Here is a 25,565-nt window from a genome sequence, read left to right on the forward strand (position 1 = left end):
CCATGGAAAAGAAAAAAACAAATAAAAAATTTATTATTATCCTAGTAGCGTTAGTGGTTTTAGGCGGAACTTATGGAACTTATAAATACCTGCATTCCCAATCACATGAAGAAACTGATGATGCACAAATTGAAAAAAACATGAATCCTATTATTCCAAGAGTTTCGGGATATGTGGATAAAGTATTTATCAAAGACAACGATTATGTAAAAAAAGGTGATACTCTTTTTACTATTGATAAAAGAGATTATCTATTAAAAATTGAGGAAGCATCAGCTGCGGTTGTAGGCGCTGAAGGTAGTTTTGCAGTTTCAAAAGCAGACACTGGTAGTGCTTTAGCTAGTATTTCTGTGTCGGATGCTAATGTGCAATCAGCAGGTGGGAACATTGAATCAGCTAAAATAAGATTAGACCGCGCTACTAATGATTACAACCGTTACGATAATTTATATAAGAGCCGCACAATTACGAAACAACAATATGAGCAGGCGCTGGCAGCAAAGATGGAAGCCGAAAGCCAGGTTCGCGTTTTACAGCAGCAACAAAGAGCAAGTTCATTTCAAAAATCCGTTATTATTGCTAAATCTAAAGTATCAGATAAACAAACAGAGGTAGCTGCAGCCAATATTAAACGCGCAAAAGCTATACTTGACGCTGCAGAATTAAACTTGAGTTACACTATTATCACTGCTGCAATAGATGGGCAAGTATCTAAAATTGATATTCAGCCAGGGCAATTAGTTCAACCGGGACAATCTTTATTTTACATTATTAACAATAAAGAAGCATGGGTGATTGCAAATTTTAAAGAAACGCAATTGAACAAAATGATTATAGGCCAGAAAGTCTCTGTAAAAGTAGATGCCTATCCTAATTATGATTTTCAAGGGACAGTGACTTCTTTTTCGCCAGCAACAGGATCTAAATTTTCTCTACTACCTCCAGATAATGCTACAGGAAATTTTGTAAAAACGATTCAGAGATTACCGGTTAAAATAAGTTTAAATCCAACTAATGATCCTGAAAAAATAAAACTACTTCGTCCGGGAATGAACGTTGACGTAGATGTTCATTTAGATTAATTTAATTTTAAGAAACATAATTTTAAAAAGTAGTAAAGCTTACAATTACGTATAAAATGGCACCAATCGGAGAAGATGATTTAGTAGAATATGGCTTTAGAAGAGTCATAATTACCATTACAGCTGTACTTTGTGCGATGCTAGAAATTGTAGATACTACAATTGTTAACGTTGCATTAAACAACATGAGAGGAAGCCTTGGTGCATCTCTCACTGATGTTGCTTGGGTAATAACTGCTTATGCTATTGCTAATGTCATTGTAATTCCCATGACAAGTTGGCTATCACAGCAATTTGGACGTAGAAATTATTTTGCTGCTTCCATAATAATCTTCACAGTCGCCTCTTTCTTATGTGGAAATGCTGATAATATTTGGGAACTGGTAACTTTTCGATTTATTCAGGGACTCGGTGGTGGAGCATTACTGGTAACTGCACAAACAATCATAACAGAGAGCTATCCCGTTGCTAAAAGAGGAATGGCTCAAGCTATTTACGGAATGGGAGTAATTGTAGGACCAACGCTTGGACCGCCTTTAGGAGGTTATATTGTTGATCATTTTTCTTGGCCCTATATATTTTATATCAATATCCCCCTTGGAATTATAGCTACGTTACTGACTTTATCTTTTGTAAAAAGTCCAAAATACGGTGAGAAACTAAAAGCAAGTCAAGTAGATTGGATTGGAATTTTTCTACTGACAGCCTTTATTGGTTCTTTGCAATATGTACTAGAACATGGTCAACAAGATGATTGGTTTAACAATCTCACAATTGTTATTTTATCAACGGTAACAGTGTTTGGCTTGATTTTATTTATATGGCGAGAGCTAACTTATAAACATCCAATTGTAAATTTACGAGTACTAAAAGACACAAACCTTAGGGTAGGAACTATTATGTGTTTCATTTTAGGTTTTGGGTTGTATGGCTCTACATTTTTAATACCTATTTATACACAATCTGTTTTAGGCTGGAGTGCTCTAGATGCAGGATTACTGTTGATTCCTAGTTCTATTACGACAGGAATTATGATGCCTTTTATCGGTAAAATGATTCAAAGAGGAATTCCGCAAGCGTACATGGTAGCTGTTGGCTTTTTTATGTTCTTTTTATTTACTTTTTGGATGCAAAACGTAATTACCCCCGATTCTGGTGAAGAACATTTATTTTGGCCATTGATATTAAGAGGAGTTGGATTAGGATTACTTTTTGTGCCTATTACCACGCTTTCACTTTCAACCTTAAAAGGAAAAAGTATTGGTGAAGGAGCAGCGTTCACAGGAATGATGCGACAATTAGGAGGATCTTTTGGTATAGCAATAATCACTACTTTCATAGCCCGATTCAACCAAGAACACCGCGTGAATTTAATAGCACATTTAGATAAAACTTCTTTTGAAGTACAACAAACAGTGCAACAACTCAAAATGGGATTTATGTCCAAAGGCTTTGCCGAAAATGAAGCATTAGCAAAGGCTTATAAAACAATTGAATATAAAGTGATGGTGCAAAGTTCAGTGCTATCTTATATGGATGTATTTTTATATTTAGGAGCTCTATTTTTACTGTGTATTCCATTTATCCTTTTAATCAAAAAAGGAAAAAACAAAATCAATCCAGCAGATGCAATGCATTAAAAGGTTTAAAAATATAGAATGGATCCCGGTTGCAGGGCTATCTAGTGAAAGTTAGATGATTGTCTTTCGATAAATTAGCATCAAATTGATAACCATCGTAATTAAATCCTTTTAAGTCCTCAATTGTTTCTGCATTGGTATCGATAATATAACGCACCATCATTCCTCTTGCTTTTTTAGCAAAAAAACTAATGATTTTTAGTTTACCATCTTTGTAATCTTTAAAATCAGGTGTGATAACTGGAACTTTTAAAGCTTTTACATCAACAGCCGAAAAATATTCGTTGCTTGCTAAATTAATAAATAACTCATCCTCTTTAAGTTCATCATTTAAGGATTTTGTAATAGTCTTTTTCCAAAAATCATATAAGTTTTTGCTTTCCCCAATTGGCAATTTAGTGCCCATTTCAAGACGATATGCCTGCATTAAATCCAGTGGTTTCAGCAAGCCATACAAACCTGAAAGAATACGTAAACGATCTTGTAAAGTTGCAATTTTATCGAGTGGAATTGTGTATGCATCTAATCCAGTATAAACATCGCCATCGAAAGTGTAAATCGCCGGACGTGCATTTGCAGAAGTAAATGGTGTTTTCCAATCTTGATTACGTTGCCAATTCAGATCAGCTAATTTGTCTGAAATACTCATTAAAGTGGATAAGTCAGCTGGTTTTACTTCTTTTAAGACCTTATGAATTTTTTTTGATTGCCTTAAAAAAAGGGATTCAGTATGCAATTCAGTCGGTAATTCTTTTGTAAATTCTAATGATTTAGCTGGCGATATAACAATTTTCATATACTACTATTTGATTTCTTTTGTTCACCAAAAATACTAATTGAATATCATAATAAGTACCTTTTATAATTGATTTGTATAATGTCAGTATAAAATATCCAAATCAAAAACAGAATTTATCACTATTTTTACAGCCTAAATAAAATAAACGATGCAAAACATCAATACTTTTAATATTCAAAGAGCAATCCTAAAAGATTTGAATCTATTACAAGAAATTAGTATTAATACATTTGCAGCTACTTTTTCATCCTCTAATAGTGCTGAAAATATTGCTGGTTACATTGAGAAAAATTTGAATTTACAACAATTAGCACTTGAACTAAATAATCCTAATTCACACTTTTATATCGCTTACGCAAATGCTGAGGCGGTTGGTTACATCAAGATAAATTTTAGCGATGCACAAACAGAAAAAATAGCTGGTAACACTTTAGAGATACATCGTATTTATGTTTTACAGTCTTTTCACGGTAAAAGTATAGGTCAACTTTTATTAGATAAAGCACTTCATATAGCTCGAGATGCTAAATGTGAAAATGTTTGGTTAGGGGTCTGGGAGTTGAACCATAAGGCAATTCAATTTTATAATAAAAATAGTTTTATAGTTTTTGATAAGCACGATTTTATGATGGGAAATGACAAGCAAACTGATTTGTTAATGAAACTTTCTCTTCTAAATTAGTCTACTTTATAAACTTTGCAAAAGCATAAAATGATCATTAATTAAACGTTATTAAAACCGCATTTGGCTTATTTTTGCAACAAATTTTACAAAAACTATGAAACAAGATGTAATTATTGTTGGAGCAGGATTAGCGGGTTTATCGGCAGCGGTTCATTTGCATCGTCAAGGAAGAAAAGTACTTATTTTAGAAGCCAGTGATCGTGCAGGCGGAAGAGTAAAAACGGATTCGAAAGACGGTTTTCTTTTCGATCAAGGTTTTCAAGTGCTTCTAACTGCGTATCCAGAGACACAAGCACTACTAAATTATAAAGATTTAAAACTAAAAAAAATGTTACCTGGCGCCACGGTACTTTATAATGGTGGCCAATTCGAAATTGCAGATCCTTTTAGACGACCATCGGCGGCATTTGCAACCCTTTTTGCTCCTGTAGGAAGTTTAAAAGATAAAATAAATACACTTTGGCTAAAAATTAGGCTACAAAAACTGAGTATCGACGAAATATTTAAACAGCCTGAGCAAACTACGCAAAAACAATTAAATGAATATGGTTTTTCACCAAAAATGATTCAGCGTTTTTACGCGCCTTTTCTTTCTGGAATATTTCTCGAAAACGAATTAACAACTTCCCGACGAATGTTTGATTTTGTAATGAAAATGTTTTCTGATGGTGATGTTGCTGTACCAGAATTAGGAATGGAAGAAATACCGAAACAATTGCTAGCTATGCTTCCCCCAAATAGCATTCTATGCAACAATAGCGTGACTTCGATTGATTCAAATAAAGTCACATTAGCTGACGGAACGATATATGAGGCCGATCAAATCCTGTTGGCTACTAACGCTAATAGCCTGACGCAGCATTTTGTTCCAAAGCAAAAAATGAGCTCGAACCAAGTAACGAATATCTATTTTGAAGCAAATGAAGCACCAACTAAAAAAGCGGTTGTAGTCTTAAATGCTTCACTAAATAAAAAGTGGGTCAATAATTTAACTGTTATGACAAATGTGTCTAAGGCATACGCGCCAAAAGGAAAAATCTTAATTTCTATTTCATACAATGGAATTCCGGAAATAAATGACGCAACTTTAGCTGAAAATATGAAGCAAGAATTGAAGCAGTGGTACGGTGAAAAAGTAAATAACTGGAAAATGTTAAAAAGCTACCGAATTGAATACGCATTACCTACTCAAGAAAGTGTTAGAAACAACATTGAAGCATCTGAAATAAAAATTACAGATCATTTGTTTATTTGTGGTGATAATTTATTAAACGGCTCCATAAATGCAGCAATGAAAACAGGCCGATTAGCCGCAGAAGCAATGAAAATTTAAATTGTTTCTAAAAATGAAAGCTATTCTACTTTATGTAAAACCATCAACAACATCTAGAAAAATTACAGTAGTTTCTAAACAATTGATAAAATTAATCTATTAAAACTTTATAAGTTGGATCTTCAAATATATTGACGTCAATAACCTGATCTGCATTTTTTAGTAGCGTCTTGCAATCGGAACTTAAGTGACGCAAATGGACCACTTTATTCACTTTAGCGTATCGTTCCGTAAGTTTATTGACTGCGTCAATTGCACTCATGTCAGTAATTTTACTCTCTTTAAAGTCAATGATTACTTCTGCTGGATCATTAGCTACATCAAACTTTTCCAAGAAAGCAGTTGTTGATGCAAAAAACAAAGGACCGTATATCTCGTAGTGCTTCACTCCCGCAGCATCTATATATTTCTTCGCACGAATTCTTTTAGCACTTTCCCAAGCAAAAACCAGTGCGGATATAATAACACCAATGAGCACAGCAAGAGCTAAATTATGTAATAGGATTGTAATGACAGCCACAACAATACCTACAAAAATATCGTGTTTAGGCATCTTGTTGATAATTCGGAAACTTGCCCATTCAAAAGTTCCAATCGCAACCATAACCATAACGCCCACTAATGCCGCCATGGGAACTCGTTCGATTATAGGAGCACCAAACAAAATAATAAGCAATATGGTAAAGGCAGCAATAATTCCTGATAAGCGCGCTCTTGATCCTGCCGAAAGATTTACTAATGTTTGCGCAATCATAGGACAACCGCCCATTCCAAAGAAAAATCCATTTAGAATATTTGACCCGCCTTGTGCAATACATTCTCTATTTCCATCGCCTTTTGTCTCCGTAATTTCATCGACTAAGTTCAACGTTAGCAAACCTTCAGTTAATCCTACTGCTGCCATTATCAGAGCATAGGGAAATATAACTTGCAACATTTCGAAATCTAGAGGAATATTAGGAAGATGAAAAGGAGGAAATCCACCGCTGACAGAAGCAATATCTCGAACCGTCTTAGTTTCAATTCCAAAGAAAAATACTAAAGCAAATACAACGATTATAGCAACTAATGAAGCTGGAATAGCTTTACTCAATTTTGGTAAAAACACAATTATAGTTATTGTAAGCAGCACTAAACCCAGCATTATATAAAGAGGATTCCCGCTGAGCCAAGTCATTTTACCATTAACAATCGTTTTAAATTGCTCTAATTGAGACATGAAAATGATAATTGCTAAACCATTTACAAAACCAAACATAACAGGTTGCGGCACTAATCGAATAAATTTTCCAAGTTTAAAAATTCCAACAACTATTTGTAGTATTCCTGCTAGAATTACTGCAGCAAAAACAAACTCTAAACCGTGTGATTTCATCAAAGCTATCAAAACAATTACCGTTGCGCCAGCACCTCCAGAAATCATTCCAGGTCTTCCGCCAAAAATTGCGGTCACTAAACCAGCAATAAATGCCGCATACAAACCCATCAACGGTGGAAAACCAGCTAATATAGCAAACGACAAAGATTCTGGAATCATTGTCATAGCAACAGTTAAGCCTGCTAAAATTTCAGTACGGAAATTTACTTTTTGAGAAAAATCAAACAGATTAAATACTTTTTTCATATACAATTTTTAAACACACCTTCGAAAATAGAAATTGTATCGAAAAAATCAGATATAATTTTTTAGAAAAAATTCTTGATTTAAAGGCTATAAATCAAGGTTTAATTACTTAAGTGAATCATTTTTTATTAGAAGTGCAAAACTAAAACTTTTAGAGGCTTATACCAAAAGATAAAGGAAATACTTATGCTATCAGTACTTAAAAATTCATAATATATGTTATTAGTAAAAGATTATTTTTTGATAAACGGCAATGCATTTGTGATCAATACACAAATTCTCGTAAACTAACTGTTTCCATTTATATGAGGATTGTAGGTTTTTTTGCAATTCCAAAAAATCTTATTTGTGAATATCCGTATAGTTCGCGGCCGAAGTTAATTATCTAAATTTTATCATTTGCGATCTTAAATAATCTTCTTATAAAGTATAGAGTCATTTAAATTAAAAAAAATACAATTCTTTTAATTAATTTTCAAATTAAATAAGAAATCTTCACCTTTGTCAAATTTTATTTTTTAAGCTAACATTTATTTAAAATCTTTATATGCTTATAAAAAACCTAAAAATAACATTCTATGAAAATATTATATACTATTCTTTTTGCCTTTTTACTATCTACAGCTTATTCGCAAAAAGCGAATGAATATTTTGAAAAAATAAGAGATAATGAAGCGGAATTAACCGCTTTCTTTTCGCAGATGCCAAAAGGTGGAGATCTACATCACCACTTTTCAGGCTCTATTTATGCAGAACCGTTACTAAAGCGGGCCATTGAGGATAATTTTTACCTTAATATAGAAACAATGGATGTTCTTAAAGAAAGACCATCTAAAGGAAAGTGGGAACAATTTTCGGTATTAAAAAATAATGGAACTTTAGAACTATTTAAGCAAAAAATCTTGCAAAAATGGTCCGTAAAAGATTATAATGGTGTTGATTATCCATCGGATAAATTATTCTTTGAGTCATTTATGAAATTTGAGCCCGCTATACAAGGAAATTTTGGTCAAGGATTAATAGAATTAAAAAATAGAGCTATTACTGAAAACGTAAGTTATATTGAGACCCAATTGTCAACTATACCTACTACAATAAATACAGATGAACTGGGGCCATTTAATTCTCGATTAAGAAAATTAGCTTTAGTAAAAGATGAAAAAAAAATCCTGAAATCCCTAGATTCAATTTACACTAGCTTAATTAAAAAGGGAGCAGAAACTGATGCAAAAAATTTTAATATAAATTTCGTCACTAAGTTGCATAACGATTTAAAAATTGATGATTCGCAATTTACGATGCGTTATCAAAATTTTGTATTGCGTTTTATGGAACCTGTCGATTTATTCAAAAACTTGGTCATTGCATTTATATCTGCAGATGGTAGTCCGCTTATGGCAGGCGTTAATATCGTTTCTCCCGAAGATGGTGAAACATCAATGAATGATTACTGGTTGCATATGATTATGTTCAAATACTGTCATTCTCGTTATCCAAATGTGAAGTACACGATGCACGCCGGAGAACTTACCCTTGGACTAGTGCAGCCAGAAGAACTAACGTGGCATATAAGTGCTGCCGTTTACACCGCGGGGACAAATCGAATAGGCCACGGCGTTGATATAGCTTATGAGAAAGATGCCTACGATTTACTGCGTTTTATGGCAAAAAATAAAATTCCAGTAGAAATTAATTTGGTAAGTAATGAATTTATTTTAAAAGTAAAAGAGAATCGTCATCCGTTGACATTATATAAAAATTTTGGCGTTCCCATTGTTATTAGTACTGATGATGCTGGAATTCTGCGCTCTAATATGACGGAACAATATGTTTTATTAGCAAAAAGATATAAAAATATATCTTATGCTGATATAAAGGAATTTGTTTACAATAGTATCAATTACAGTTTTATCAGAGAAGAAAAAGTTCGAAAAAATTTACTAAATGATTTAGATAGTCGATTTAAAACCTTTGAAGCAAAATTTCCCTTACAATAATCTGTGTTCAATAAACAAATCATTTTGAAATCTCAAAACTCACTTAGAATTACTAAGCGAGTTTTTTTGTTTACATCAAAGAAATTTAATAAAATACTTACTTATGGATTTAAAGTAAATAAATGATTAAATTTGATAGTGTAATCAATTTTAGTAAACAAGAAAGTTGCTTTTTACACTTGTAAATTGATTAACAACAATTTCTAAAAAAATTCGCAATGGCATTTATTGATTATTACAAAATTCTTGGAGTGGATAATAAAGCAACTGATGTCGAAATAAAAAAGGCATACAGAAAACTCGCTCGGAAGCATCATCCAGATTTAAATCCTAACGACCAAGAAGCCGAAAAAAAGTTTAAGGAAATAAATGAGGCGAATGAAGTATTAAGTCATTCTGAAAACCGAAAAAAATATGATGATTACGGTGAAAATTGGAAAAATGCGGAGCAATTTGAAAAATCAAAACAGCAGCAACAATATCAAGGAAATGGACAGCAAACTGATTATGCAGATGGGGCTGATTTCTCAAACTTCTTCGAATCGATGTTTGGCGGAAGAACTTCTAATGGAGGCCGCAGAAGTACTCAATTTAAAGGACAAGATTTCAATGCCGAGCTACAGCTCGACTTGAAAGATGTTTACACCACTCAAAAGAGAACCCTTACCATTAACGGAAAAAACATAAGAATTACAATTCCTGCAGGAGTTGAAAATGGACAACAAATAAAAATTAGCGGACTTGGTGGCGAAGGTGCCAGTAGCGGTCCAAAGGGCGATTTGTACATAACATTTTCAATAGAGAATCACAGCAAATTTAAATTAGAAAATCACAATCTTTATTCTTCGGTCGATCTAGATCTATTTACAGCTACTCTTGGAGGTGATATTACTGCCGAAACATTTGACGGAAAGGTAAAACTAAGTGTAAAACCAGGCACTCAAAATGGAACAAAAGTTAAACTGAAAGGTAAAGGATTTCCTATTTATAAAAAGGATGGAGAATTCGGTGACTTATATCTTACTTATCAAATACTTATTCCTAAAAATCTTTCTGAAAAAGAAAAAGAATTATTCACAGAACTTGCAAAACTCAGAAAATCATGACTCTAGAAAATCTTATTTCGATACCTGAATTATGTTCCCATTACCAGATGGAAATGTCATTTTTTACCAATCTTAAGGAAGTGGGTTTAGTTGAAATAAAAACAGTTGAAACTATTTCTTATATTGATTCTGCTTGCATATACGAAATCGAGAAGATGATTCACATTCACCAAGATTTAGATGTGAATATTGAAGGAATTGATGTGGTTTTAAATTTATTAGAAAAAATAGAGGCCTTAAATAATGAAGTTACGTCATTGAAAAACAGATTGCGCTTGTATGAAAGTTAAACTAAATTCTTTACTGCAAGCAATATCAAAATGATAATTAAGGTCATTTTACAAACAAAAAAACTTAACATTGTTTTATAGAATGATTATTTGCTTCTCCATTAAAGGTCAATCTTTATAATATTCTTAAATCAATAAAAAATAGGAGAAAAAATGTAATCTTATTTTATTTCATCTTTAAAAGAGATTATTTTTAATTGATAACTTCTTGTTTAAATCAATTTTTAAGACTGTGAGCAGTAAAAATAAAATAGTTCACTCATTTGAAAAATTCTTCCTAGAAATAGGAGAACTATCCTATTTTGCAAGACGTTTTTTTAATGAAGTATTTAATCGGCCATTTGAATTAAAAGAGTTTTTACGACAGTGTTATAACATGGGGAATCGATCACTTCTTCTAGTTGCAGTTACAGGATTTATAATAGGACTAGTATTTGATTTGCAATCTAGACCCACACTACAGCAGTTTGGAGCTGTTTCTTGGATACCTTCAATGGTGAGTATTTCAATCATCAGAGAAATAGGACCTATCATAACTGCTTTAATTTGCGCAGGTAAAATAGGTTCAGGAATAGGTGCTGAATTAGGTTCGATGCGAGTTACTGAACAAATTGATGCTATGGAAGTATCTGGAACTAATCCTTTTAAATATCTTGTGGTAACCCGTATTCTGGCTACTACACTCATGTTACCTCTTTTAGTCTTTTTTGGCGATGCAATTGCAATATTTGGATCCTATCTTGTTGAAAATATAAAAGGAAATGTGTCTTTTTTGCTGTATTATAATCAGGTTTTTAATGCATCTGAATTTAGCGACTTAATACCAGCAACCATTAAGTCCTTCTTTTTTGGATTCGCAATAGGTTTAGTGGGCTGTTTTAAAGGATACAATTGTAAAAAAGGAACAGCTGGTGTGGGAGTTGCAGCTAATTCTGCGGTCGTATATACTTCAATGTTACTTTTTGTAATAGATTTTATTGCTGTTTTTATAACTAACATTTTTTATGATTTATAGGTTAATATGAATTTAAAGAGCGAAAATACAAAACCAATTATCGAAGTGAAAAACCTAATGAAAAGTTACGGTAATAACCACGTTCTTAATAAATTTAACCTTGTCTTAAATGAAGGGGAAAATTTAATAATAATGGGGAAATCGGGATCTGGGAAATCTGTTCTTATTAAATGCATTATTGGTTTAGAAACCGCTGATAGCGGCACCATCACCGTAATGGGAAAAAATATAAACGGCTTAGACCGCACAACTTTAGACGAACTTAGAACAGAAATAGGTTTTTTATTTCAGGGCAGTGCCTTGTACGATTCAATGACCGTGAGAGAAAATTTAGAATTTCCACTGCGAAGGCATACTAAAAAATTTGGAGTGATTAAGGACACATCACCTTTAGTGATGCAAGCATTAGAAAATGTAGGTCTTGCACAAACAATGAACTTAATGCCCGAAGAACTATCAGGAGGCATGAAGCGAAGAATAGCATTAGCGAGAACATTAATTTTACAACCAAAAGTGATTCTTTATGACGAACCAACTACTGGATTAGACCCAATAACTGCAAAGGAAATATTGATACTAATGAAATCAATTCAAGATAAATACAACACCTCATCAATCATAATTACACATGATGTCGATTGCGCCAGAGTAATTTCGAATAGGATGATTTTATTAGTTGATGGCATTAATTATGCAGAAGGAACCTTTGAGCAATTGTCCCTTTCAAAGGATCCTAAAGTACAAGCTTTCTTTAAATAATATCGAATATGGAAAAAACGACATCACAAAAAATACGTCTTGGATTCTTTGTTATTTCAGGCCTAATCATTTTTATAGTTGCCATTTATTTTATTGGCGATAAACAAAAAATGTTTGGACAAACTAATCATCTAAAAGCGATTTTCAATAATGTAAACGGATTACAGTTAGGCAATAACGTGCGGTATTCTGGCGTAAACGCAGGTACAGTGCGAACCATAAATATGATTAATGATAGCGTAATAGAAGTAGAAATGCTTATTGACAAATCTATTTTTAGTCACATAAAAAAAGATGCCATAGCTATTATAGGTTCTGATGGACTAGTAGGAAATATGATTATCAATATTGTTCCCGGTAAAGGCAACAAAGCAGCTGTTGAGCATGGAGACCAAATTACGACCGTCAAAAGAGTGCAAACCGATGATCTTCTAAGCACGCTGGACGTTACTAATAAAAATGCAGCTCTCCTCACTGCCGATTTACTTAAAATAACAAAAGAAATTATAGAAGGCAAAGGAACAGTTGGTTCATTAATAAACGATACGGTTATTGCGCAAGATCTAAAACAGACTATGTTTTACTTAAAAGTAACAGGAAAAGGAACAGCAGAATCCGTCACAAAATTAAATAAGCTAATTGGTTCTTTAGAGAACAAAAACAACGTTATAGGCGTTTTAAAAGATACGGCTGTAGCTAATGATATTAAAAAAATAGTACAAAATTTAGATCGGTCGAGTGCTGGAATTGATAAACTGGTAAGTAATTTAAACACTACCATACTCAATATTAAGGAAGGAAAAGGAGCTTTGAATTACCTGTCCAATGATCCTAATTTAGTTAGAAAGATTGACTCTACAATGATAAATATTAATGAAGCTAGCTTTAGATTGAACGAAAATTTAGAAGCTTTAAAGCACAATTTCTTATTTAGAGGCTATTTTAAAAAACAGGAGAAAGAAAAACAAAAAGCTATAAAAAAGTAATTTTATTTGATTAAACTAGGATTCATTTTATTTGTCTTTTAATACTATTTGGAATTTCAGTATCTATTGTGCAAATGATAAGTAATGCGTTTCCATTTCTTAAATGAAAATAGGTCTTGAAATTATAAATTAGCTTTGAGTTTCTGTAATCTATTATTCCAAATGGATAATTTTTTTATTTCCTATGCAACTTTATATAAAACAGATAATTCATTTCCTTAGTAAAATAATTTTATTTAGCTAAAAATGAAATGATTATGTTAAATTTAGAAGAGTCAAAATTTTTTTTAATTTGAGTTATAAACGTTTTTAACATTGTAGATTGATCAATTATTAATAGTTACAGCATTAATTTAAAAATCAATAAATCTGTTTTTGAGCTGTAAAATATTTTAAAAATACAATTCTTTACTATCTTTTGACCAATACTTATTTATATTTGATACAATAAAATAACTCCCATTTAGAACAGGAGTGTCTTTGTCTATTGTCATAATTTCAAATTCTATAATAAGTCAAAATAATCTTGAGAAAAAAATTTACTTTCTACTTTAAAATATACCTGACAGTATCAACGCCAATACAGAAGTAATCAAACTCATTTTGTCTCATTTCGTCTTTGTCATAAATATTTCTTCCGTCAAAAACAGCGGGTGTTTTCAATAGTTTTTTGATCACGTTAAAATTTGGAATTCTAAATTCTGGCCACTCTGTAATTATTGCTAAACAATCCGAATCTATTAGTGCTTCATATTGGTCATTATAATAAGAAATTGTATCTCCGAAATGATGCTTTGCTTCTGGAATAGCAACTGGATCATAAGCTTTAACGCGAGCTCCCGCTTTTAAAAGCTTGCTTACTATTTCTAAAGATGGTGCTTCACGCATGTCATCAGTATGAGGCTTGAACGACAATCCCCATAAAGTTACTGTTTTACCTTTGACATCACCATTGTAATAATTCAAAATTTTATTGAATAATATAGACTTTTGCGCCTTATTGACAGCTTCAACAGCCTTTAAAACTTGTAAATCATAGTTGTACTCACCAGCTGTTTTAATTAATGCTTGAACATCTTTGGGAAAACAAGAACCTCCATAGCCAATACCTGGATAAATAAATTTGTTACCAATACGACCATCTGATCCAATACCTTTTCTTACTTGATTAATATCTGCTCCTACGAGTTCGCAAAGATTTGCAATATCATTAATAAAGCTAATTTTAGTAGCTAGCATAGAATTTGCCGCATACTTTGTCATTTCAGCAGAAACAATATCCATAAAAATTATAGGATGTCCGTTTAATACAAAAGGTTTGTATAATTGTGTCAACAACTCTTCTGCATATTCACTTTCTATCCCCACCACAATTCTATCAGGTTTTAAAAAATCATCAATTGCAGCTCCTTCTTTTAGAAACTCAGGATTTGACGCTACATCAAAATCGATATTTACTTTACGTTTATCTAGCTCTTCCTGTATTGCCTTTTTAACCCTTAACGAAGTACCTACGGGAACAGTACTTTTTGTAATCACAAGTGTATACTTATTCATGTGTTTACCACAATCACGAGCAACGGCTAGTACATATTTTAAATCTGCGCTTCCATCTTCATCAGGTGGCGTTCCCACAGATATAAAAATTATTTCAGATTCCTTAACTGCTGCTGCAATATTGGTGGTAAACTTTAGTCTTTCCTTTTTCATGTTACGAACTATCATTTCTTCTAGTCCGGGTTCGTAAATGGGTATAATACCATTGTTAAGATTATCAATTTTACTTTGATCAATATCAACACAAACGACATCAATACCGACTTCTGAAAAACAAGCACCTGTAACTAAACCAACATATCCACTTCCTACAATTGTTATCTTCATAATTCCTATTTTATTTTTTAATAAATTTAATATTTTTTAAGATGTGCGATCAAGATCGATTTAATTTTACATCACGTTTACTGCTCTTTTTTTTACAACATATCTATAATTTCAGAAAAAAAATTAATATTTACTGAACCAATTTAAAAAGAAACACTTCGGTTTTTAAACATTTATACAAAGTCTCTTTTCTTTTAAAACAACACTAAAGTAACAAATTTCGCTTTTCACTAGTCAAAATAAATATGCAATATCTAAATTTTGGAACTTTCATTAAGAAGTAAAAGATCATAACCATCATATTTTGTTATAAAAATAAATTTTTAAAGGCCACAACTTACATTAGTACTTAGGTGAGACTTAAATTGTCTTCAACGCATCTATAAATGCATCTACATCATCTTTGGTGTTAGAATAACTCAAGGAAATTCGTAAACTAGGTTTTTTCAAATCTTCTTCTGATAAAATTTCTGCCAAAACATGAGATGGTTTTATACTTCCTGATTGACAAGCACTACCACGTGAAACGGCAATTCCTTTCATGTCTAAGTGAAACAAAATCATGGCAGTTTTATCTTCTGTAAAAGGTAAGAGAACGTTTAAAATGGTATAAAAACCATTGATATCACCATTAATTTTAAATGTTGGAAATTGACTTTTAAGTTGAGAAATAAGATACTCTTTTAAATCTAATATGTACTCTCTTTCTTCAGCCATATTTAAACAAGAATACTCTAAAGCCTTCGCCATTCCGGCAATTTGATGGAGAGCTTCTGTTCCGGCTCGTAATCCTTTTTCCTGATCTCCTCCAAAAAATAGCGGTTGTAATCCAGAATTTTTACGAATAAATGCAAACCCAACTCCCTTAGGCCCGTGAAATTTATGAGCACTTGCTACAATAAAGTCGACTGTACATTTTTGTAAATCGATGCGTGTTTTACCAACGGATTGTACCGTATCCGAATGGAATAATGCACCGTGCTCTTTACAAATCATACTCACATGCTCTAGGTCAAGAACTGTTCCTACTTCATTATTTACATGCATTAAACTTACTAATGTCTTCCTATCTTGCGATAGTAGTTCAACTAAATGAGTTATATCTATTTCTCCATCTGGCTTGACATTAATAAAATCAACTTGAATATCATATTCTTTTTTTAATACAAAAACCGCATAAAGTACAGCATGATGCTCAATTTTACTCGTTATAATTCGTTTGACGTTTAAATCTTTCACCGCCGAACGAAGAATCCAATTATTTGCCTCCGTGCCACAAGAAGTAAAAATAACTTCCTGAGCAGTAGCATTTAAATTTTGCGCTATAGATTTTCTGGAAAGTTCTAATATGCTTTTTGATTTCCTACCTAAAGCATGTGTTGACGATGGGTTTCCATAATTTTCGGTTAGTACCTTGGTCATTTCCTGAACTACCTCCGGACGAACAGAAGTTGTGGAAGCATTATCTAAATATATATTTCTCATTTTTGACTTTTATAAATTAGTTTGAGCCTTTCTTCTAGGTAACATAAAATTTCCCTTACTAGAAAAAAGTATTTTTTTATTAAAAATAAGTATCGCAATTAGAATTAAAAAATAAGATAACAGTTGTCGCGAACTTATTTGCTCATTATAATAAAAAATTGCTAAGATAAAATTAATTAATGGGTTGATATAAATCATAATTCCAACAGCAGAAGAAGTAATTCCTTTAAGTGCATATAAGCTTAAAAATAGTGGGATGATTGTAAAAAAAACTACAATTATCATCATATAATAATAAAATAAAGGCTCCGTTGGGATAATTCCGCTGAACTTAGGGTAAAACGGCAGTAAAACAATCGCACTAAAAATAAGTTGAAGTGTTAAAACCAAAAATTTATCCATAACATTATTTTTACGCTGACTTACAAGATATAAAGCGTAAGTAGCAGCAACAATCAAACTATAAAAATATGCATGAAAATGATTAAATGAAAGTAACAAACAACTCAAAATACTAATAAAAACTGCAATCCACTGCCACTTATTTAGTTTTTCTTTTAAGATGAAATACGCAAAAACTGTGGTGAGTATTGGACAAATTAAATACGCTAATGAAGCCGCATTTACAGAAACATGATTAACCACATAGATAAAAACGAACCAATTTAAGGTTAGAAATATACCTCCGCCAAAAGTTAGCGCAATGATACTTCTTTTCTGTTTTACATCGCAATTTTTAAATATCGTCCAATTAGCGCGTATGTGACTTCTGCGAAAGCCCACATTTATTAAAACCATCACGATGACGCTCAAGAATACTCTATAAAAAAGTATATCTAAAGATGCATAATTGTGTAAAGGTTTAAGAGCAAAACTAAAAAAACCCCAAATAAAGAAGGCGATAAATGCAGCGGAGTAATACTTAGTAAGAGACATAATGCATATAAATTCCTGCAAAGATAATGAATACCATATACTTTTAAATAAAATATGAAAACCAGATAAAAAACTTCCTTTAAAAAACTGCTTTTTTAATCTTAATACATGTGGTCAAAAGCACTAAAAATGCTATTTTCAAGATAGACTGTAATTGTAACAAATTAAAATTCTATTTTTACTCAAATTTTTAAAAATGAAAAGAATAATAACTTTACTAGCATTATCACTACTGGTTAATAGCTGTGACGATGGAGATCTTACCCAAGAAAATATAAGTTTTGATGCTGTTACAGTACAAAGATGTACAACAAATGCTTTACTTTACAAATTGAAAGAAAACGAGGCGTTAATTTTTGAAGCACGCAATATAACTTTTCCTACCGAAACGACCTCTCAAGAAATTAATATTAGTGCAACTAATAGAATTATTTATAGATTTTATAACAGTACTGTTAGTGCTGCTACAATATGTGAATCAATCCCTCCAGCTATTCCTGTAGTAACGGAAGAATGGACTGCAACCGGTGGAAAAATCGTAATAAATACTACAGCTGTAAAAAGTACAAATGATACTGACAATAGCTCGAAAATTACTGGGTACAATCACAACATCACTTTTAAAAATATCACTTTTAATAAGGTAAATGGAACCCAAGTTTACGAAACATTTACATTTGGAGATTACGTGATGAGTACGAAAACCCTACCATTTGCATTTACTAAAATTATTAAACAATGTTCAGTTACTAAACAATTGTATGATAAAAATAGTAGCGAAGCATTAATTCTAGATATAGACTCTGCATTAATTGTCAATGCGGTCACACCTTTAAATACTCCGAGAGTAGGATTAATAAGCACTATTAAAAACAAACTTACTTATAGATTGTTTTCTGGTTTATTAACTGATGATTATTTCTGTAACACTACTTTCCCAGCAACTCCTGCTATTAGTGAAGAGTGGATTGCTGTAGCTGGCGTTGCTGATACATCAGGGATGATTGAGGTAACAACAACTGCCAACGGAAATGCATTTAAGCATACCGTAGTTATCAAAAAGGCAAAATTAAAGAAAGGAAATAGTGATTTTTTATTAGGTGACAATTATATTTATGGTGAATTATTAACCACAAATTAATTACTATTTGAGCACCTTAAAACAGCTCTTCTTTAAACTAATAAAACTCTAATTTTAGATGAATTTCTCATAAGATGTTTATTTAAAATTAGAGTTTTTTTTAAATATAAATGCTTTTACTAATGTTTACATAGCACTTTGCTTTATAAAAACTTCGGTAGCACCTTGTCCATATTTTTGATAATTTCCTTCTTGAAAAGCAATATTATCATAACGGCCTAGAAGAAAATCCAGCTCAGCTTTTAACACACCTTCGCCAACGCCGTGTATGAAAACAATCTTTGGAATTCGATTTCTAATGGCAAATTCAATGTGACGTTGTGCTGTTTCAGTTTGTAAAGTTAGGATATCATAATTAGACATTCCGCGTTTATTAGGCACTAGTTTTTCTATATGTAAATCAAATTCAGGAGCGGGAATCTCATGCTTGGATTTCTTTTCTTTTACAAAGCTTCTCGGTTTTGGAACCTCCTTCTCTTTCACAATTTCAGCTACATTAATTCTTCTGATAGAATCCATTAAGTTGCTGGACTGGTTTATTTTAATCAACTCATTGACATTAAATGTCATCAAAAAACCATCTTCGGTTTCAATAGTTACTTGATTATCTAAAACGGATAAAACTACACCATTCATATTTTCATCAAGAACAGAAACCTTATCTCCCTTACTATACATTGTCGTCTTCTTTATCTTGATTTTTACTCGGCGTTTTCGCACTTAGCTGCATCATTCCAATCATAAAAATTATAATTGCAATTACCATAATGTAAATATTTTTTTCGGAGCTTGCTTGTTGGTACAATGCAACAATTATAGCAACAATCATTATAGGTATTATAAATTTTTTCATATTTAAAAATATCAGATTCCAAAAGTAATCAATTTAATATTGCTTGTTAATTATTTAAATCATTGTTTATTTTTTCGTAAAATTGTAAAAAATAAAAGTAGTGGATTTAGAAAAATTTATGTTTCCTTGTTTAAGTAAAACACTCTTTGGAATTGAATGTTTGGGCTGTGGTTTTCAGCGCAGTTTTGTGTTGTTGTTACAAGGTGATTTTTCCGGTTCGTTTAAAATGTATCCTGCACTATTAACCACCTTTTTATTCTTAGGAATTTTATTTTTAAACTTTATCCAAAGTAATAAAAACTTCAAAAATATGATTTTTGCTTCCGCTATTTTAAATGGAATTTTTATGGTAGGGGGTTACATCTATAAGCATTATTAAGAACTAATTTAGATTAATTACATTTTTAAAAATCATTTTTTAATTCTAGTTAAAATATCATTCATCATTTCGATTTGAACTTTCTGAATTTCAATTAACTCCTCTTGTTGATGCATAATTAAATGATCTAATTTTTCATGAAGCATTCTAATTTCAAGTTCTGATTTTAAATTAATCATATAATCCTTCTTAGCTCTTTCTCGATCTTTCTCTTCTTGTCGATTTTGGCTCATCATAATCACTGGAGCTTGAAGCGCAGCTAAACAAGACAAAATTAAATTCAATAAGATAAATGGATAGGGATCGAATCCTTTATTAATTAGAAGATAAATATTAGCCAAAATCCAAAGCAAGATAAATATTCCAAAAAGTATAATAAATTTCCAACTTCCGCCAAATGCTGCTACTTTATCGGCTATTTTTTGTCCAAAGGTTCTAAATCCTATTTCATCTTCAACAGAATTCACCAATGAAACATCTTTTTTTAAAGAGCCAATAACTTTGTTTTCTAGTTTAGAAAGCTCTCCTATTTCAACAGATAGATAATTAGAAATATATTTTTCACGGTACATATTCAGTTCTGCAATAGATAGAAATTGATTTTCATCAAAATCTGGGTAATCAAATTTAATTAAAGTAAAAATAGGATCTCGTACTGTCTTTGCAGATATTTTCTCAGAAATAGGAAAATCCTTTTTTGAAAGATCGCTTATAAAAGTGCTATTGTTCATAAATATTTTTTAAGGTATTTTAAATAAGATTTGCTCAACTATTTTTTAAAAGATGATTTGTTTTAAGTAACCAAATTATTATAGAACTAAATTACTAACAATTTTAATGAAAAGTAATAAAAATAAGGTAATAGCTTTCTTTTTCGAAATAAATAATCAAATTTAGTTCAATATCTTTGTTTCTATTTTTACATCAAATACAGTGATTGCCCTAACACATTAATCATTACCAACACTTATTGCGATTAGTGCAAAAAACACCTTACTACTGACAATGAAAAAAAAATAAATTTACTTAATTATGACCCCTATTATGGTTGCATCGATTAAAAACACATCAAATAAACTAACATGATATCTCAAAAAATAGTTGATCTAATTGGAAACACTCCGTTAGTTGAATCAATAAATTTAGTTCAAAATAAAAACGTAAAACTTTTTTTAAAATTAGAAGGTAATAATCCGGGAGGTAGCGTAAAAGACCGAGCGGCCTATAACATGATAAAATCGGCTTTAGATCGAGGCGAAATCAAGAAAGGTGATAAATTAATTGAAGCTACTAGCGGCAATACAGGTATCGCCTTAGCCATGATTGCACAATTGTTCAACATAGAAATTGAACTAGTACTTCCCGAAGATTCAACAAAAGAACGTACGCAAACGATGCGTGCCTATGGTGCAACTGTAATATTAACACCGGCAAGCACAGGAATCATTGGCTCCAGAGATTACGCGGATAAAAAAGTAGCCGAAGGCGGCTATATCATGTTAAATCAGTTTGCCAATGATGATAACTGGAAAGCTCATTATAACACCACAGGTCCAGAAGTGTGGAATGATACTGATGGAACTGTCACCCATTTTGTAGCAGCAATGGGAACAACAGGAACTATAGTGGGGACTTCGACGTACTTAAAAGAAATGAATTCATCCATTCAAATAGTAGGTGCACAACCAAGCGATGGATCTCAAATACCCGGAATTAGAAAATGGCCAAAAGAATATCTTCCAAAAATTTATGATGCTTCAAAAGTGGACACGCTGATTGAAGTTTCTGAAAAAGAAGCACGTGCAATGACTAAAAGATTAGCTCTTGAAGAAGGAATATTTGCTGGCATGAGTAGCGGAGGGTCAGTTGCTGCCGCAATTAAAATAGCAAGTACCCTAGACACTGGAGTAATTGTTGCTATTATTTGTGATAGAGGTGATCGCTATTTATCGTCTGATTTATTTGATTAAATAAAAGTAAAAGGGGATTAATTTTCAATAAAAACTAATCCCCTTCTATGTTCTGCTTTTTTACGCAATCAATGTAGCATCCGTAGAAATTGCTGCATTAAGAAGCTTTGAAATCGGGCAATTCTTTTCTGCCTTTGTAACGTGCTGTTGAAAAACTTCGTCAGTAATATCTTTTATTTTTGCTGAAATAGTTATATGTGAAGTGACAATTGCACCATCTATTAAATCGATAACACATTTTGACTCAATATTCTCGATCTGAAAACCTTCCTCCGAGAGATAGGCTGATAATTGCATCGTAAAACAACCTGCATGTGCTGCCGCAATCAATTCTTCTGGGTTTGTACCTACTCCTTCTTCAAATCGAGATTTGAAAGAATATTGTGTATTGTTTAGCGTAGTACTTTGTGTAGTAAGTTGTCCATTTCCTTCTTTTACAGAACCTTTCCATACTGCTGTTGCATTTCTTTTCATACTTTTAATTTTTAAATGGTTTTTAAATTGATGTTTTATACTGATTTCATTTTCAATTTCATAAAATGACATTCCTCTTAAAACAAAATCATGTTACTCAAATTTAAACCTTTCAATAAGAAGAAGTAAAGCGATTGATTATTTTTAACGAAAGTTTAAAGATTTAAATTCTTAAAGCGCACTAGTGAAAGTAATAGAAAATTTTGCGCCTTGATTTATCCCTTCACTTTCAAGTGATAGATTGCCTTTATATTTTTCAACAATTTTTTTACATAAATACAAACCAATACCGGTTGAAGGTTCGTTTGCAGTTCCTACTCGACTTCTGCTAGTGAATTTTTTATATAATTCCTCTTTATTTCTTGGATTAAATCCAATTCCTGAATCAGAAACCGAAAAAATAAATTTCTCATTTTCATTTGAAAATTTAAGCTGAATTTCGCTTTCGGGAAAAGAAAACTTTATTGCATTATCCACTAAATTTATTAGTACTCGAACTAATAAATCCTGATCTATGTAAAGGGTAACTTCATCACTAATAATAGTGGAAATCAGTTTAATGTTCTTTGAAACCAATTTTTGATTCAACTGATTCTTAACCAAATCAAAAACCGCTGGTAAATAGATTATGTTTGTTCGTAACGATCTATTTGAGATTTCCTCTTCATCTCTAATTAACTTTATGAAAATTTCAATAAATGTAAATTGCTGATTTGTTGATTCTAAAATTAATTGTGCATATTCTTGCACTATTTCTGTAGCATTTTCAGCTAAAATTAGTTGCGCTAATCCCTGCGAATTACCTGTAAAGTTTTTAAAATCATGGGAAAGTAGGTATATCAAATCTTGCTTATCGGAGATAAACTGCTCATTTTCTAAAATTGATTTTTGAATATTGCTCATCAACAATCCAGCTTCGTCCTGAAATTGTGCGGGCATCGCTGGAACCTTCCTTTCATTTCTGTAATTGTCTAAAGCTTTAGAGGCCGTTTCAATTGGTTTAATTAATTGCTTTAAAAAGTATAAAGTAGCTGCTGTAGCTAGCAATGTCATAATTAGAGCGAAAAATAGAATTGTTTGCGTTGATATATTTTCACTTCCGTAAAGCACAAAGAATAACATTCCTATTAACGGAATATGAATGCCTATAAATGCAACAAATAGAAATTTAAAAGCGTAACTCTTTTTTAAAAATTTAATTTTGGATAAATTTCGATATAGCTTCATTGGTGTTTTTACTTTAAACAAAGGTAGTACTTTAATATTGTTAGCCTTTTATAGATTATTTAAACGTAAATCTGAATTCTGAACTACTACAAGACGATAATAGTATTTCGTTTTTAGCTCTTCCTTCAAACTATAATGGTATCATTAATTTGTTATATTTTTAAAAATGCTTCCCTTTTACAGTTTACTTAGATAATAATGATGCATCTGCTACAATTATAAAAAAGCGATGATACTATTTTCAATGAATCAAATGTTCAACTTTCTAAGAAAATCTAAATTTGTAATTACATTTGTAATTATGGCAGGAAAAATTCAAGGACAAGATTGGGCTAATTTAAATAAATATCAAACTCAAAATGCAAAACTTCAAAATCCGACTGCTGGAGAAAAAAGAATTATTTTCTTTGGCGATTCTATCACAGAATTTTGGAGTGCGATTGATCCTGATTATTTTAAAGGAAAACACCATGTAAATCGTGGAATTAGCGGACAAACTACTCCACAAATGCTGATTCGCTTTAGAGCCGATGTTATTGCTTTGCAGCCCAAAGTAGTTGTAATATTAGCGGGAATAAATGATATAGCTGGAAACACAGGCCCTTCAAGTATTGAAATGATTCGGGACAATATTTTCTCAATGACGGAACTTGCTAAAGCTAACCATGTCAAAATAATTCTATGCTCTGTGTTGCCCGCTTTAGATTTTCCATGGAAACCTAATCAAAATCCCGTCGCAAAAATAAAAGCGATAAACAAAATTGTTAAAAATTATGCTTACAAAAACAAAATAAAATATGTCGATTACTATTCTTCCATGGTAGATGAAAGACAAGGATTAAAAATAAATTATTCTGATGATGGCGTTCATCCAAATAAAGCAGGATACCAGATAATGAAACTCCTTGCTAACAGAGCGATTGAATTGACGTTAAAGAAAAGTAGCAGTTAGCACTCTATTGTTTTGAAAATAACCCATAATTATCGCAAAAAAGAGAGGTCTTTTAATTCTTTACGAAGTTTTTTATCTTACGAATATCGCTTATTGGTCGATTAGACAAGCAAGGCAAGAATTTCTTCTATAGAAAAGTGAGCATGATAAAGAAACTCATCAGTTGCTCTATAATAAATTGTGAGTTGGTCGCCGTTTACTATATCACCATTGCTAAAAGCCACACCAGTAAAAAATGCGTTGCGCTCATAATCTCCTATTAGAGCCATAAAGGATCATTAGAACGTGCTCTACCTTTTAAAGGGTTTTATAAATCCATTAAAAAAGCACCCAAGCAATAATGATTTTCTACATTTGCACTGTGATAAATCTCCAACTAACCTTTTTTTATCCTTATTGATTGCGGCACCAGCTCCAACTCGGGCGCTATTCTAGTTTTCAAAATATATTTATAGTTCCCCCCGTGATCACCATTAAGTGATTCAGCAAGTCAAATGAAACTTCCTTCAATTTCAGGACTTGAAAGTCTGTACAGTCCATAATATTTATTATTTACAGACAATTCAAAATAGCGCAATCTTTATTATATGGCGGAAAAATCCTAGCTTCATTCTCGAAATTTTTCCAATCGGTCTTTGTACGCAAACTACAAGCCTAATCACACTTCGCTATCTGAAACCGCAGTATAAGTAAAGTTATAGTCATTATCTACTTTACAAAAGCGATAATCTTCAATGGCAAATTTGTCTAAAACACTCATTTCTGATAAAATAATAGAAGATAATGTTTCATAAAAGTGAATTCCATAATCATTGTAAAATAAGCGCAAATGGAAAAGTATAGTCAAACGATCAAAAACTTTCTATTTAATAACTCCTGGATCAGTAGCTATTAAATTAGGATCATTGAGTGCAACTTCAATAATTTAAAATTCATCAACATCATTAA

26 protein-coding genes are annotated in these 25,565 nt (G+C 31.8%); 14 read left to right on the top strand and 12 right to left on the bottom strand.

Annotated features, from left to right (window positions below; all coding sequences use genetic code 11):
• Nucleotides 1-2 precede the first annotated feature (2 nt).
• Both BUA99_RS14275 and BUA99_RS14280 read left to right on the top strand, forming a co-directional pair.
• Nucleotides 3-1,082 carry an HlyD family secretion protein gene (locus BUA99_RS14275; protein ID WP_072993857.1) on the top strand — a complete coding sequence of 360 codons (1,080 nt, stop codon included), beginning with the start codon at nt 3-5 and terminating at the stop codon, nt 1,080-1,082.
• Nucleotides 1,083-1,138: 56 nt separating this feature from the next.
• Nucleotides 1,139-2,722, top strand: coding sequence for a DHA2 family efflux MFS transporter permease subunit (locus BUA99_RS14280; RefSeq protein WP_072993860.1), 1,584 nt, complete (start codon nt 1,139-1,141; stop codon nt 2,720-2,722).
• A gap of 37 nt (nt 2,723-2,759) precedes the next feature.
• Here the strand turns inward: BUA99_RS14280 and yaaA are convergent, their stop codons facing one another.
• Nucleotides 2,760-3,518, bottom strand: a complete 759-nt coding sequence (gene yaaA / locus BUA99_RS14285) for a peroxide stress protein YaaA (RefSeq protein WP_072993863.1) — start codon at nt 3,516-3,518, stop codon at nt 2,760-2,762.
• Nucleotides 3,519-3,669: 151 nt separating this feature from the next.
• On the opposite strand from yaaA, the gene BUA99_RS14290 reads away from it, so the two are divergent.
• Together BUA99_RS14290 and BUA99_RS14295 are read left to right on the top strand one after the other, a co-directional pair.
• On the top strand, nt 3,670-4,203 hold the full coding sequence (locus BUA99_RS14290; RefSeq protein ID WP_072993866.1) for a GNAT family N-acetyltransferase: 534 nt from the start codon (nt 3,670-3,672) through the stop codon (nt 4,201-4,203).
• A gap of 70 nt (nt 4,204-4,273) precedes the next feature.
• Complete coding sequence (locus tag BUA99_RS14295) at nt 4,274-5,539, top strand: NAD(P)/FAD-dependent oxidoreductase (protein ID WP_262487712.1); 1,266 nt, start codon at nt 4,274-4,276, stop codon at nt 5,537-5,539.
• A gap of 91 nt (nt 5,540-5,630) precedes the next feature.
• Here BUA99_RS14295 and BUA99_RS14300 read toward each other — a convergent pair whose 3' ends face one another.
• On the bottom strand, nt 5,631-7,163 hold the full coding sequence (locus BUA99_RS14300) for a SulP family inorganic anion transporter (protein WP_072993871.1): 1,533 nt from the start codon (nt 7,161-7,163) through the stop codon (nt 5,631-5,633).
• 578 nt (nt 7,164-7,741) lie between these two features.
• Between BUA99_RS14300 and BUA99_RS14305 the strand changes: the two genes are divergently transcribed.
• The 6 genes from BUA99_RS14305 (at nt 7,742) to BUA99_RS14330 (ending at nt 13,316) form a co-directional block, all read left to right on the top strand.
• The gene (locus BUA99_RS14305; protein WP_072993873.1) at nt 7,742-9,160 is read left to right on the top strand and encodes an amidohydrolase family protein; all 1,419 of its coding nucleotides are present in this window, start codon (nt 7,742-7,744) and stop codon (nt 9,158-9,160) included.
• Nucleotides 9,161-9,378: 218 nt separating this feature from the next.
• The gene (locus BUA99_RS14310) at nt 9,379-10,266 is read left to right on the top strand and encodes a J domain-containing protein (RefSeq protein WP_072993875.1); all 888 of its coding nucleotides are present in this window, start codon (nt 9,379-9,381) and stop codon (nt 10,264-10,266) included.
• Nucleotides 10,263-10,556 (top strand): chaperone modulator CbpM, encoded by a 294-nt coding sequence (locus BUA99_RS14315; RefSeq protein ID WP_200778673.1) that lies wholly within the window; start codon nt 10,263-10,265, stop codon nt 10,554-10,556. The genes BUA99_RS14310 and BUA99_RS14315 overlap by 4 nt, the downstream gene beginning before the upstream one ends.
• A gap of 232 nt (nt 10,557-10,788) precedes the next feature.
• A complete protein-coding gene (locus BUA99_RS14320; protein WP_072993934.1) occupies nt 10,789-11,571 on the top strand; it encodes an MlaE family ABC transporter permease in 783 nt (260 codons plus the stop codon).
• Between the two features lie 6 nt (nt 11,572-11,577).
• Nucleotides 11,578-12,330, top strand: coding sequence for an ABC transporter ATP-binding protein (locus tag BUA99_RS14325; protein ID WP_072993881.1), 753 nt, complete (start codon nt 11,578-11,580; stop codon nt 12,328-12,330).
• An 8-nt stretch (nt 12,331-12,338) separates the two neighbouring features.
• Nucleotides 12,339-13,316 carry an MlaD family protein gene (locus BUA99_RS14330; RefSeq protein ID WP_072993884.1) on the top strand — a complete coding sequence of 326 codons (978 nt, stop codon included), beginning with the start codon at nt 12,339-12,341 and terminating at the stop codon, nt 13,314-13,316.
• A 546-nt stretch (nt 13,317-13,862) separates the two neighbouring features.
• Here BUA99_RS14330 and BUA99_RS14335 read toward each other — a convergent pair.
• From BUA99_RS14335 to BUA99_RS14345, 3 genes are all read right to left on the bottom strand, one after another.
• Entirely contained in the window at nt 13,863-15,200 is a 1,338-nt protein-coding gene (locus BUA99_RS14335) for a UDP-glucose dehydrogenase family protein (protein ID WP_072993886.1), read from the bottom strand.
• A gap of 360 nt (nt 15,201-15,560) precedes the next feature.
• On the bottom strand, nt 15,561-16,685 hold the full coding sequence (locus BUA99_RS14340; protein ID WP_072993889.1) for a cysteine desulfurase family protein: 1,125 nt from the start codon (nt 16,683-16,685) through the stop codon (nt 15,561-15,563).
• 9 nt (nt 16,686-16,694) lie between these two features.
• Entirely contained in the window at nt 16,695-17,621 is a 927-nt protein-coding gene (locus BUA99_RS14345) for an EamA family transporter (protein ID WP_072993892.1), read from the bottom strand.
• Nucleotides 17,622-17,817: 196 nt separating this feature from the next.
• Between BUA99_RS14345 and BUA99_RS14350 the strand changes: the two genes are divergently transcribed.
• Nucleotides 17,818-18,762, top strand: coding sequence for a hypothetical protein (locus BUA99_RS14350; protein ID WP_072993895.1), 945 nt, complete (start codon nt 17,818-17,820; stop codon nt 18,760-18,762).
• A 126-nt stretch (nt 18,763-18,888) separates the two neighbouring features.
• Here the strand turns inward: BUA99_RS14350 and BUA99_RS14355 are convergent, their stop codons facing one another.
• Together BUA99_RS14355 and BUA99_RS14360 are read right to left on the bottom strand one after the other, a co-directional pair.
• Nucleotides 18,889-19,440 (bottom strand): Smr/MutS family protein, encoded by a 552-nt coding sequence (locus BUA99_RS14355; RefSeq protein ID WP_072993898.1) that lies wholly within the window; start codon nt 19,438-19,440, stop codon nt 18,889-18,891.
• On the bottom strand, nt 19,433-19,615 hold the full coding sequence (locus BUA99_RS14360; protein WP_072993901.1) for a hypothetical protein: 183 nt from the start codon (nt 19,613-19,615) through the stop codon (nt 19,433-19,435). The genes BUA99_RS14355 and BUA99_RS14360 overlap by 8 nt, the downstream gene beginning before the upstream one ends.
• A 100-nt stretch (nt 19,616-19,715) precedes the next feature.
• On the opposite strand from BUA99_RS14360, the gene BUA99_RS14365 reads away from it, so the two are divergent.
• Nucleotides 19,716-19,994 (top strand): DUF2752 domain-containing protein, encoded by a 279-nt coding sequence (locus tag BUA99_RS14365; RefSeq protein ID WP_072993904.1) that lies wholly within the window; start codon nt 19,716-19,718, stop codon nt 19,992-19,994.
• 32 nt (nt 19,995-20,026) lie between these two features.
• On the opposite strand, the gene BUA99_RS14370 is transcribed toward BUA99_RS14365, so the two are convergent.
• Nucleotides 20,027-20,725: a DUF1003 domain-containing protein gene (locus BUA99_RS14370; RefSeq protein WP_072993907.1), complete on the bottom strand. Its 699-nt coding sequence runs from the start codon at nt 20,723-20,725 to the stop codon at nt 20,027-20,029.
• A gap of 351 nt (nt 20,726-21,076) precedes the next feature.
• On the opposite strand from BUA99_RS14370, the gene cysM reads away from it, so the two are divergent.
• A complete protein-coding gene (cysM, locus tag BUA99_RS14375; RefSeq protein WP_072993911.1) occupies nt 21,077-21,964 on the top strand; it encodes a cysteine synthase CysM in 888 nt (295 codons plus the stop codon).
• Nucleotides 21,965-22,024: 60 nt separating this feature from the next.
• Here cysM and BUA99_RS14380 read toward each other — a convergent pair whose 3' ends face one another.
• Entirely contained in the window at nt 22,025-22,438 is a 414-nt protein-coding gene (locus BUA99_RS14380; RefSeq protein ID WP_072993937.1) for an OsmC family peroxiredoxin, read from the bottom strand.
• Nucleotides 22,439-22,609: 171 nt separating this feature from the next.
• Nucleotides 22,610-23,665, bottom strand: a complete 1,056-nt coding sequence (locus tag BUA99_RS14385; RefSeq protein ID WP_072993914.1) for a sensor histidine kinase — start codon at nt 23,663-23,665, stop codon at nt 22,610-22,612.
• A 301-nt stretch (nt 23,666-23,966) separates the two neighbouring features.
• Here BUA99_RS14385 and BUA99_RS14390 point away from each other — a divergent pair, with 301 nt between their 5' ends.
• Nucleotides 23,967-24,617, top strand: a complete 651-nt coding sequence (locus BUA99_RS14390) for an SGNH/GDSL hydrolase family protein (RefSeq protein WP_084673568.1) — start codon at nt 23,967-23,969, stop codon at nt 24,615-24,617.
• Nucleotides 24,618-24,718: 101 nt separating this feature from the next.
• On the opposite strand, the gene BUA99_RS15160 is transcribed toward BUA99_RS14390, so the two are convergent.
• Both BUA99_RS15160 and BUA99_RS15040 read right to left on the bottom strand, forming a co-directional pair.
• Entirely contained in the window at nt 24,719-24,886 is a 168-nt protein-coding gene (locus BUA99_RS15160) for a hypothetical protein (protein WP_159430955.1), read from the bottom strand.
• 389 nt (nt 24,887-25,275) lie between these two features.
• On the bottom strand, nt 25,276-25,464 hold the full coding sequence (locus tag BUA99_RS15040; RefSeq protein WP_143151782.1) for a glycoside hydrolase family protein: 189 nt from the start codon (nt 25,462-25,464) through the stop codon (nt 25,276-25,278).
• Nucleotides 25,465-25,565: the final 101 nt, after the last annotated feature.

The sequence above is a fragment of the Flavobacterium segetis genome, from assembly GCF_900129575.1.
Lineage (GTDB): Bacteria > Bacteroidota > Bacteroidia > Flavobacteriales > Flavobacteriaceae > Flavobacterium > Flavobacterium segetis.

Excerpts from the sequence above, each read along its gene's own strand:
- BUA99_RS14275 (WP_072993857.1), top strand. The coding sequence starts at position 3 with ATGGAAAAGAAAAAAACAAATAAAAAATTTATTATTATCCTAGTAGCG.
- BUA99_RS14280 (WP_072993860.1), top strand. The coding sequence starts at position 1,139 with ATGGCACCAATCGGAGAAGATGATTTAGTAGAATATGGCTTTAGAAGA.
- yaaA (WP_072993863.1), bottom strand. The coding sequence starts at position 3,518 with ATGAAAATTGTTATATCGCCAGCTAAATCATTAGAATTTACAAAAGAA.
- BUA99_RS14290 (WP_072993866.1), top strand. The coding sequence starts at position 3,670 with ATGCAAAACATCAATACTTTTAATATTCAAAGAGCAATCCTAAAAGAT.
- BUA99_RS14300 (WP_072993871.1), bottom strand. The coding sequence starts at position 7,163 with ATGAAAAAAGTATTTAATCTGTTTGATTTTTCTCAAAAAGTAAATTTC.
- BUA99_RS14305 (WP_072993873.1), top strand. The coding sequence starts at position 7,742 with ATGAAAATATTATATACTATTCTTTTTGCCTTTTTACTATCTACAGCT.
- BUA99_RS14310 (WP_072993875.1), top strand. The coding sequence starts at position 9,379 with ATGGCATTTATTGATTATTACAAAATTCTTGGAGTGGATAATAAAGCA.
- BUA99_RS14315 (WP_200778673.1), top strand. The coding sequence starts at position 10,263 with ATGACTCTAGAAAATCTTATTTCGATACCTGAATTATGTTCCCATTAC.
- BUA99_RS14325 (WP_072993881.1), top strand. The coding sequence starts at position 11,578 with ATGAATTTAAAGAGCGAAAATACAAAACCAATTATCGAAGTGAAAAAC.
- BUA99_RS14330 (WP_072993884.1), top strand. The coding sequence starts at position 12,339 with ATGGAAAAAACGACATCACAAAAAATACGTCTTGGATTCTTTGTTATT.
- BUA99_RS14335 (WP_072993886.1), bottom strand. The coding sequence starts at position 15,200 with ATGAAGATAACAATTGTAGGAAGTGGATATGTTGGTTTAGTTACAGGT.
- BUA99_RS14340 (WP_072993889.1), bottom strand. The coding sequence starts at position 16,685 with ATGAGAAATATATATTTAGATAATGCTTCCACAACTTCTGTTCGTCCG.
- BUA99_RS14345 (WP_072993892.1), bottom strand. The coding sequence starts at position 17,621 with ATGTCTCTTACTAAGTATTACTCCGCTGCATTTATCGCCTTCTTTATT.
- BUA99_RS14350 (WP_072993895.1), top strand. The coding sequence starts at position 17,818 with ATGAAAAGAATAATAACTTTACTAGCATTATCACTACTGGTTAATAGC.
- BUA99_RS14355 (WP_072993898.1), bottom strand. The coding sequence starts at position 19,440 with ATGTATAGTAAGGGAGATAAGGTTTCTGTTCTTGATGAAAATATGAAT.
- BUA99_RS14360 (WP_072993901.1), bottom strand. The coding sequence starts at position 19,615 with ATGAAAAAATTTATAATACCTATAATGATTGTTGCTATAATTGTTGCA.
- BUA99_RS14370 (WP_072993907.1), bottom strand. The coding sequence starts at position 20,725 with ATGAACAATAGCACTTTTATAAGCGATCTTTCAAAAAAGGATTTTCCT.
- cysM (WP_072993911.1), top strand. The coding sequence starts at position 21,077 with ATGATATCTCAAAAAATAGTTGATCTAATTGGAAACACTCCGTTAGTT.
- BUA99_RS14380 (WP_072993937.1), bottom strand. The coding sequence starts at position 22,438 with ATGAAAAGAAATGCAACAGCAGTATGGAAAGGTTCTGTAAAAGAAGGA.
- BUA99_RS14385 (WP_072993914.1), bottom strand. The coding sequence starts at position 23,665 with ATGAAGCTATATCGAAATTTATCCAAAATTAAATTTTTAAAAAAGAGT.
- BUA99_RS14390 (WP_084673568.1), top strand. The coding sequence starts at position 23,967 with ATGGCAGGAAAAATTCAAGGACAAGATTGGGCTAATTTAAATAAATAT.
- BUA99_RS15160 (WP_159430955.1), bottom strand. The coding sequence starts at position 24,886 with ATGGCTCTAATAGGAGATTATGAGCGCAACGCATTTTTTACTGGTGTG.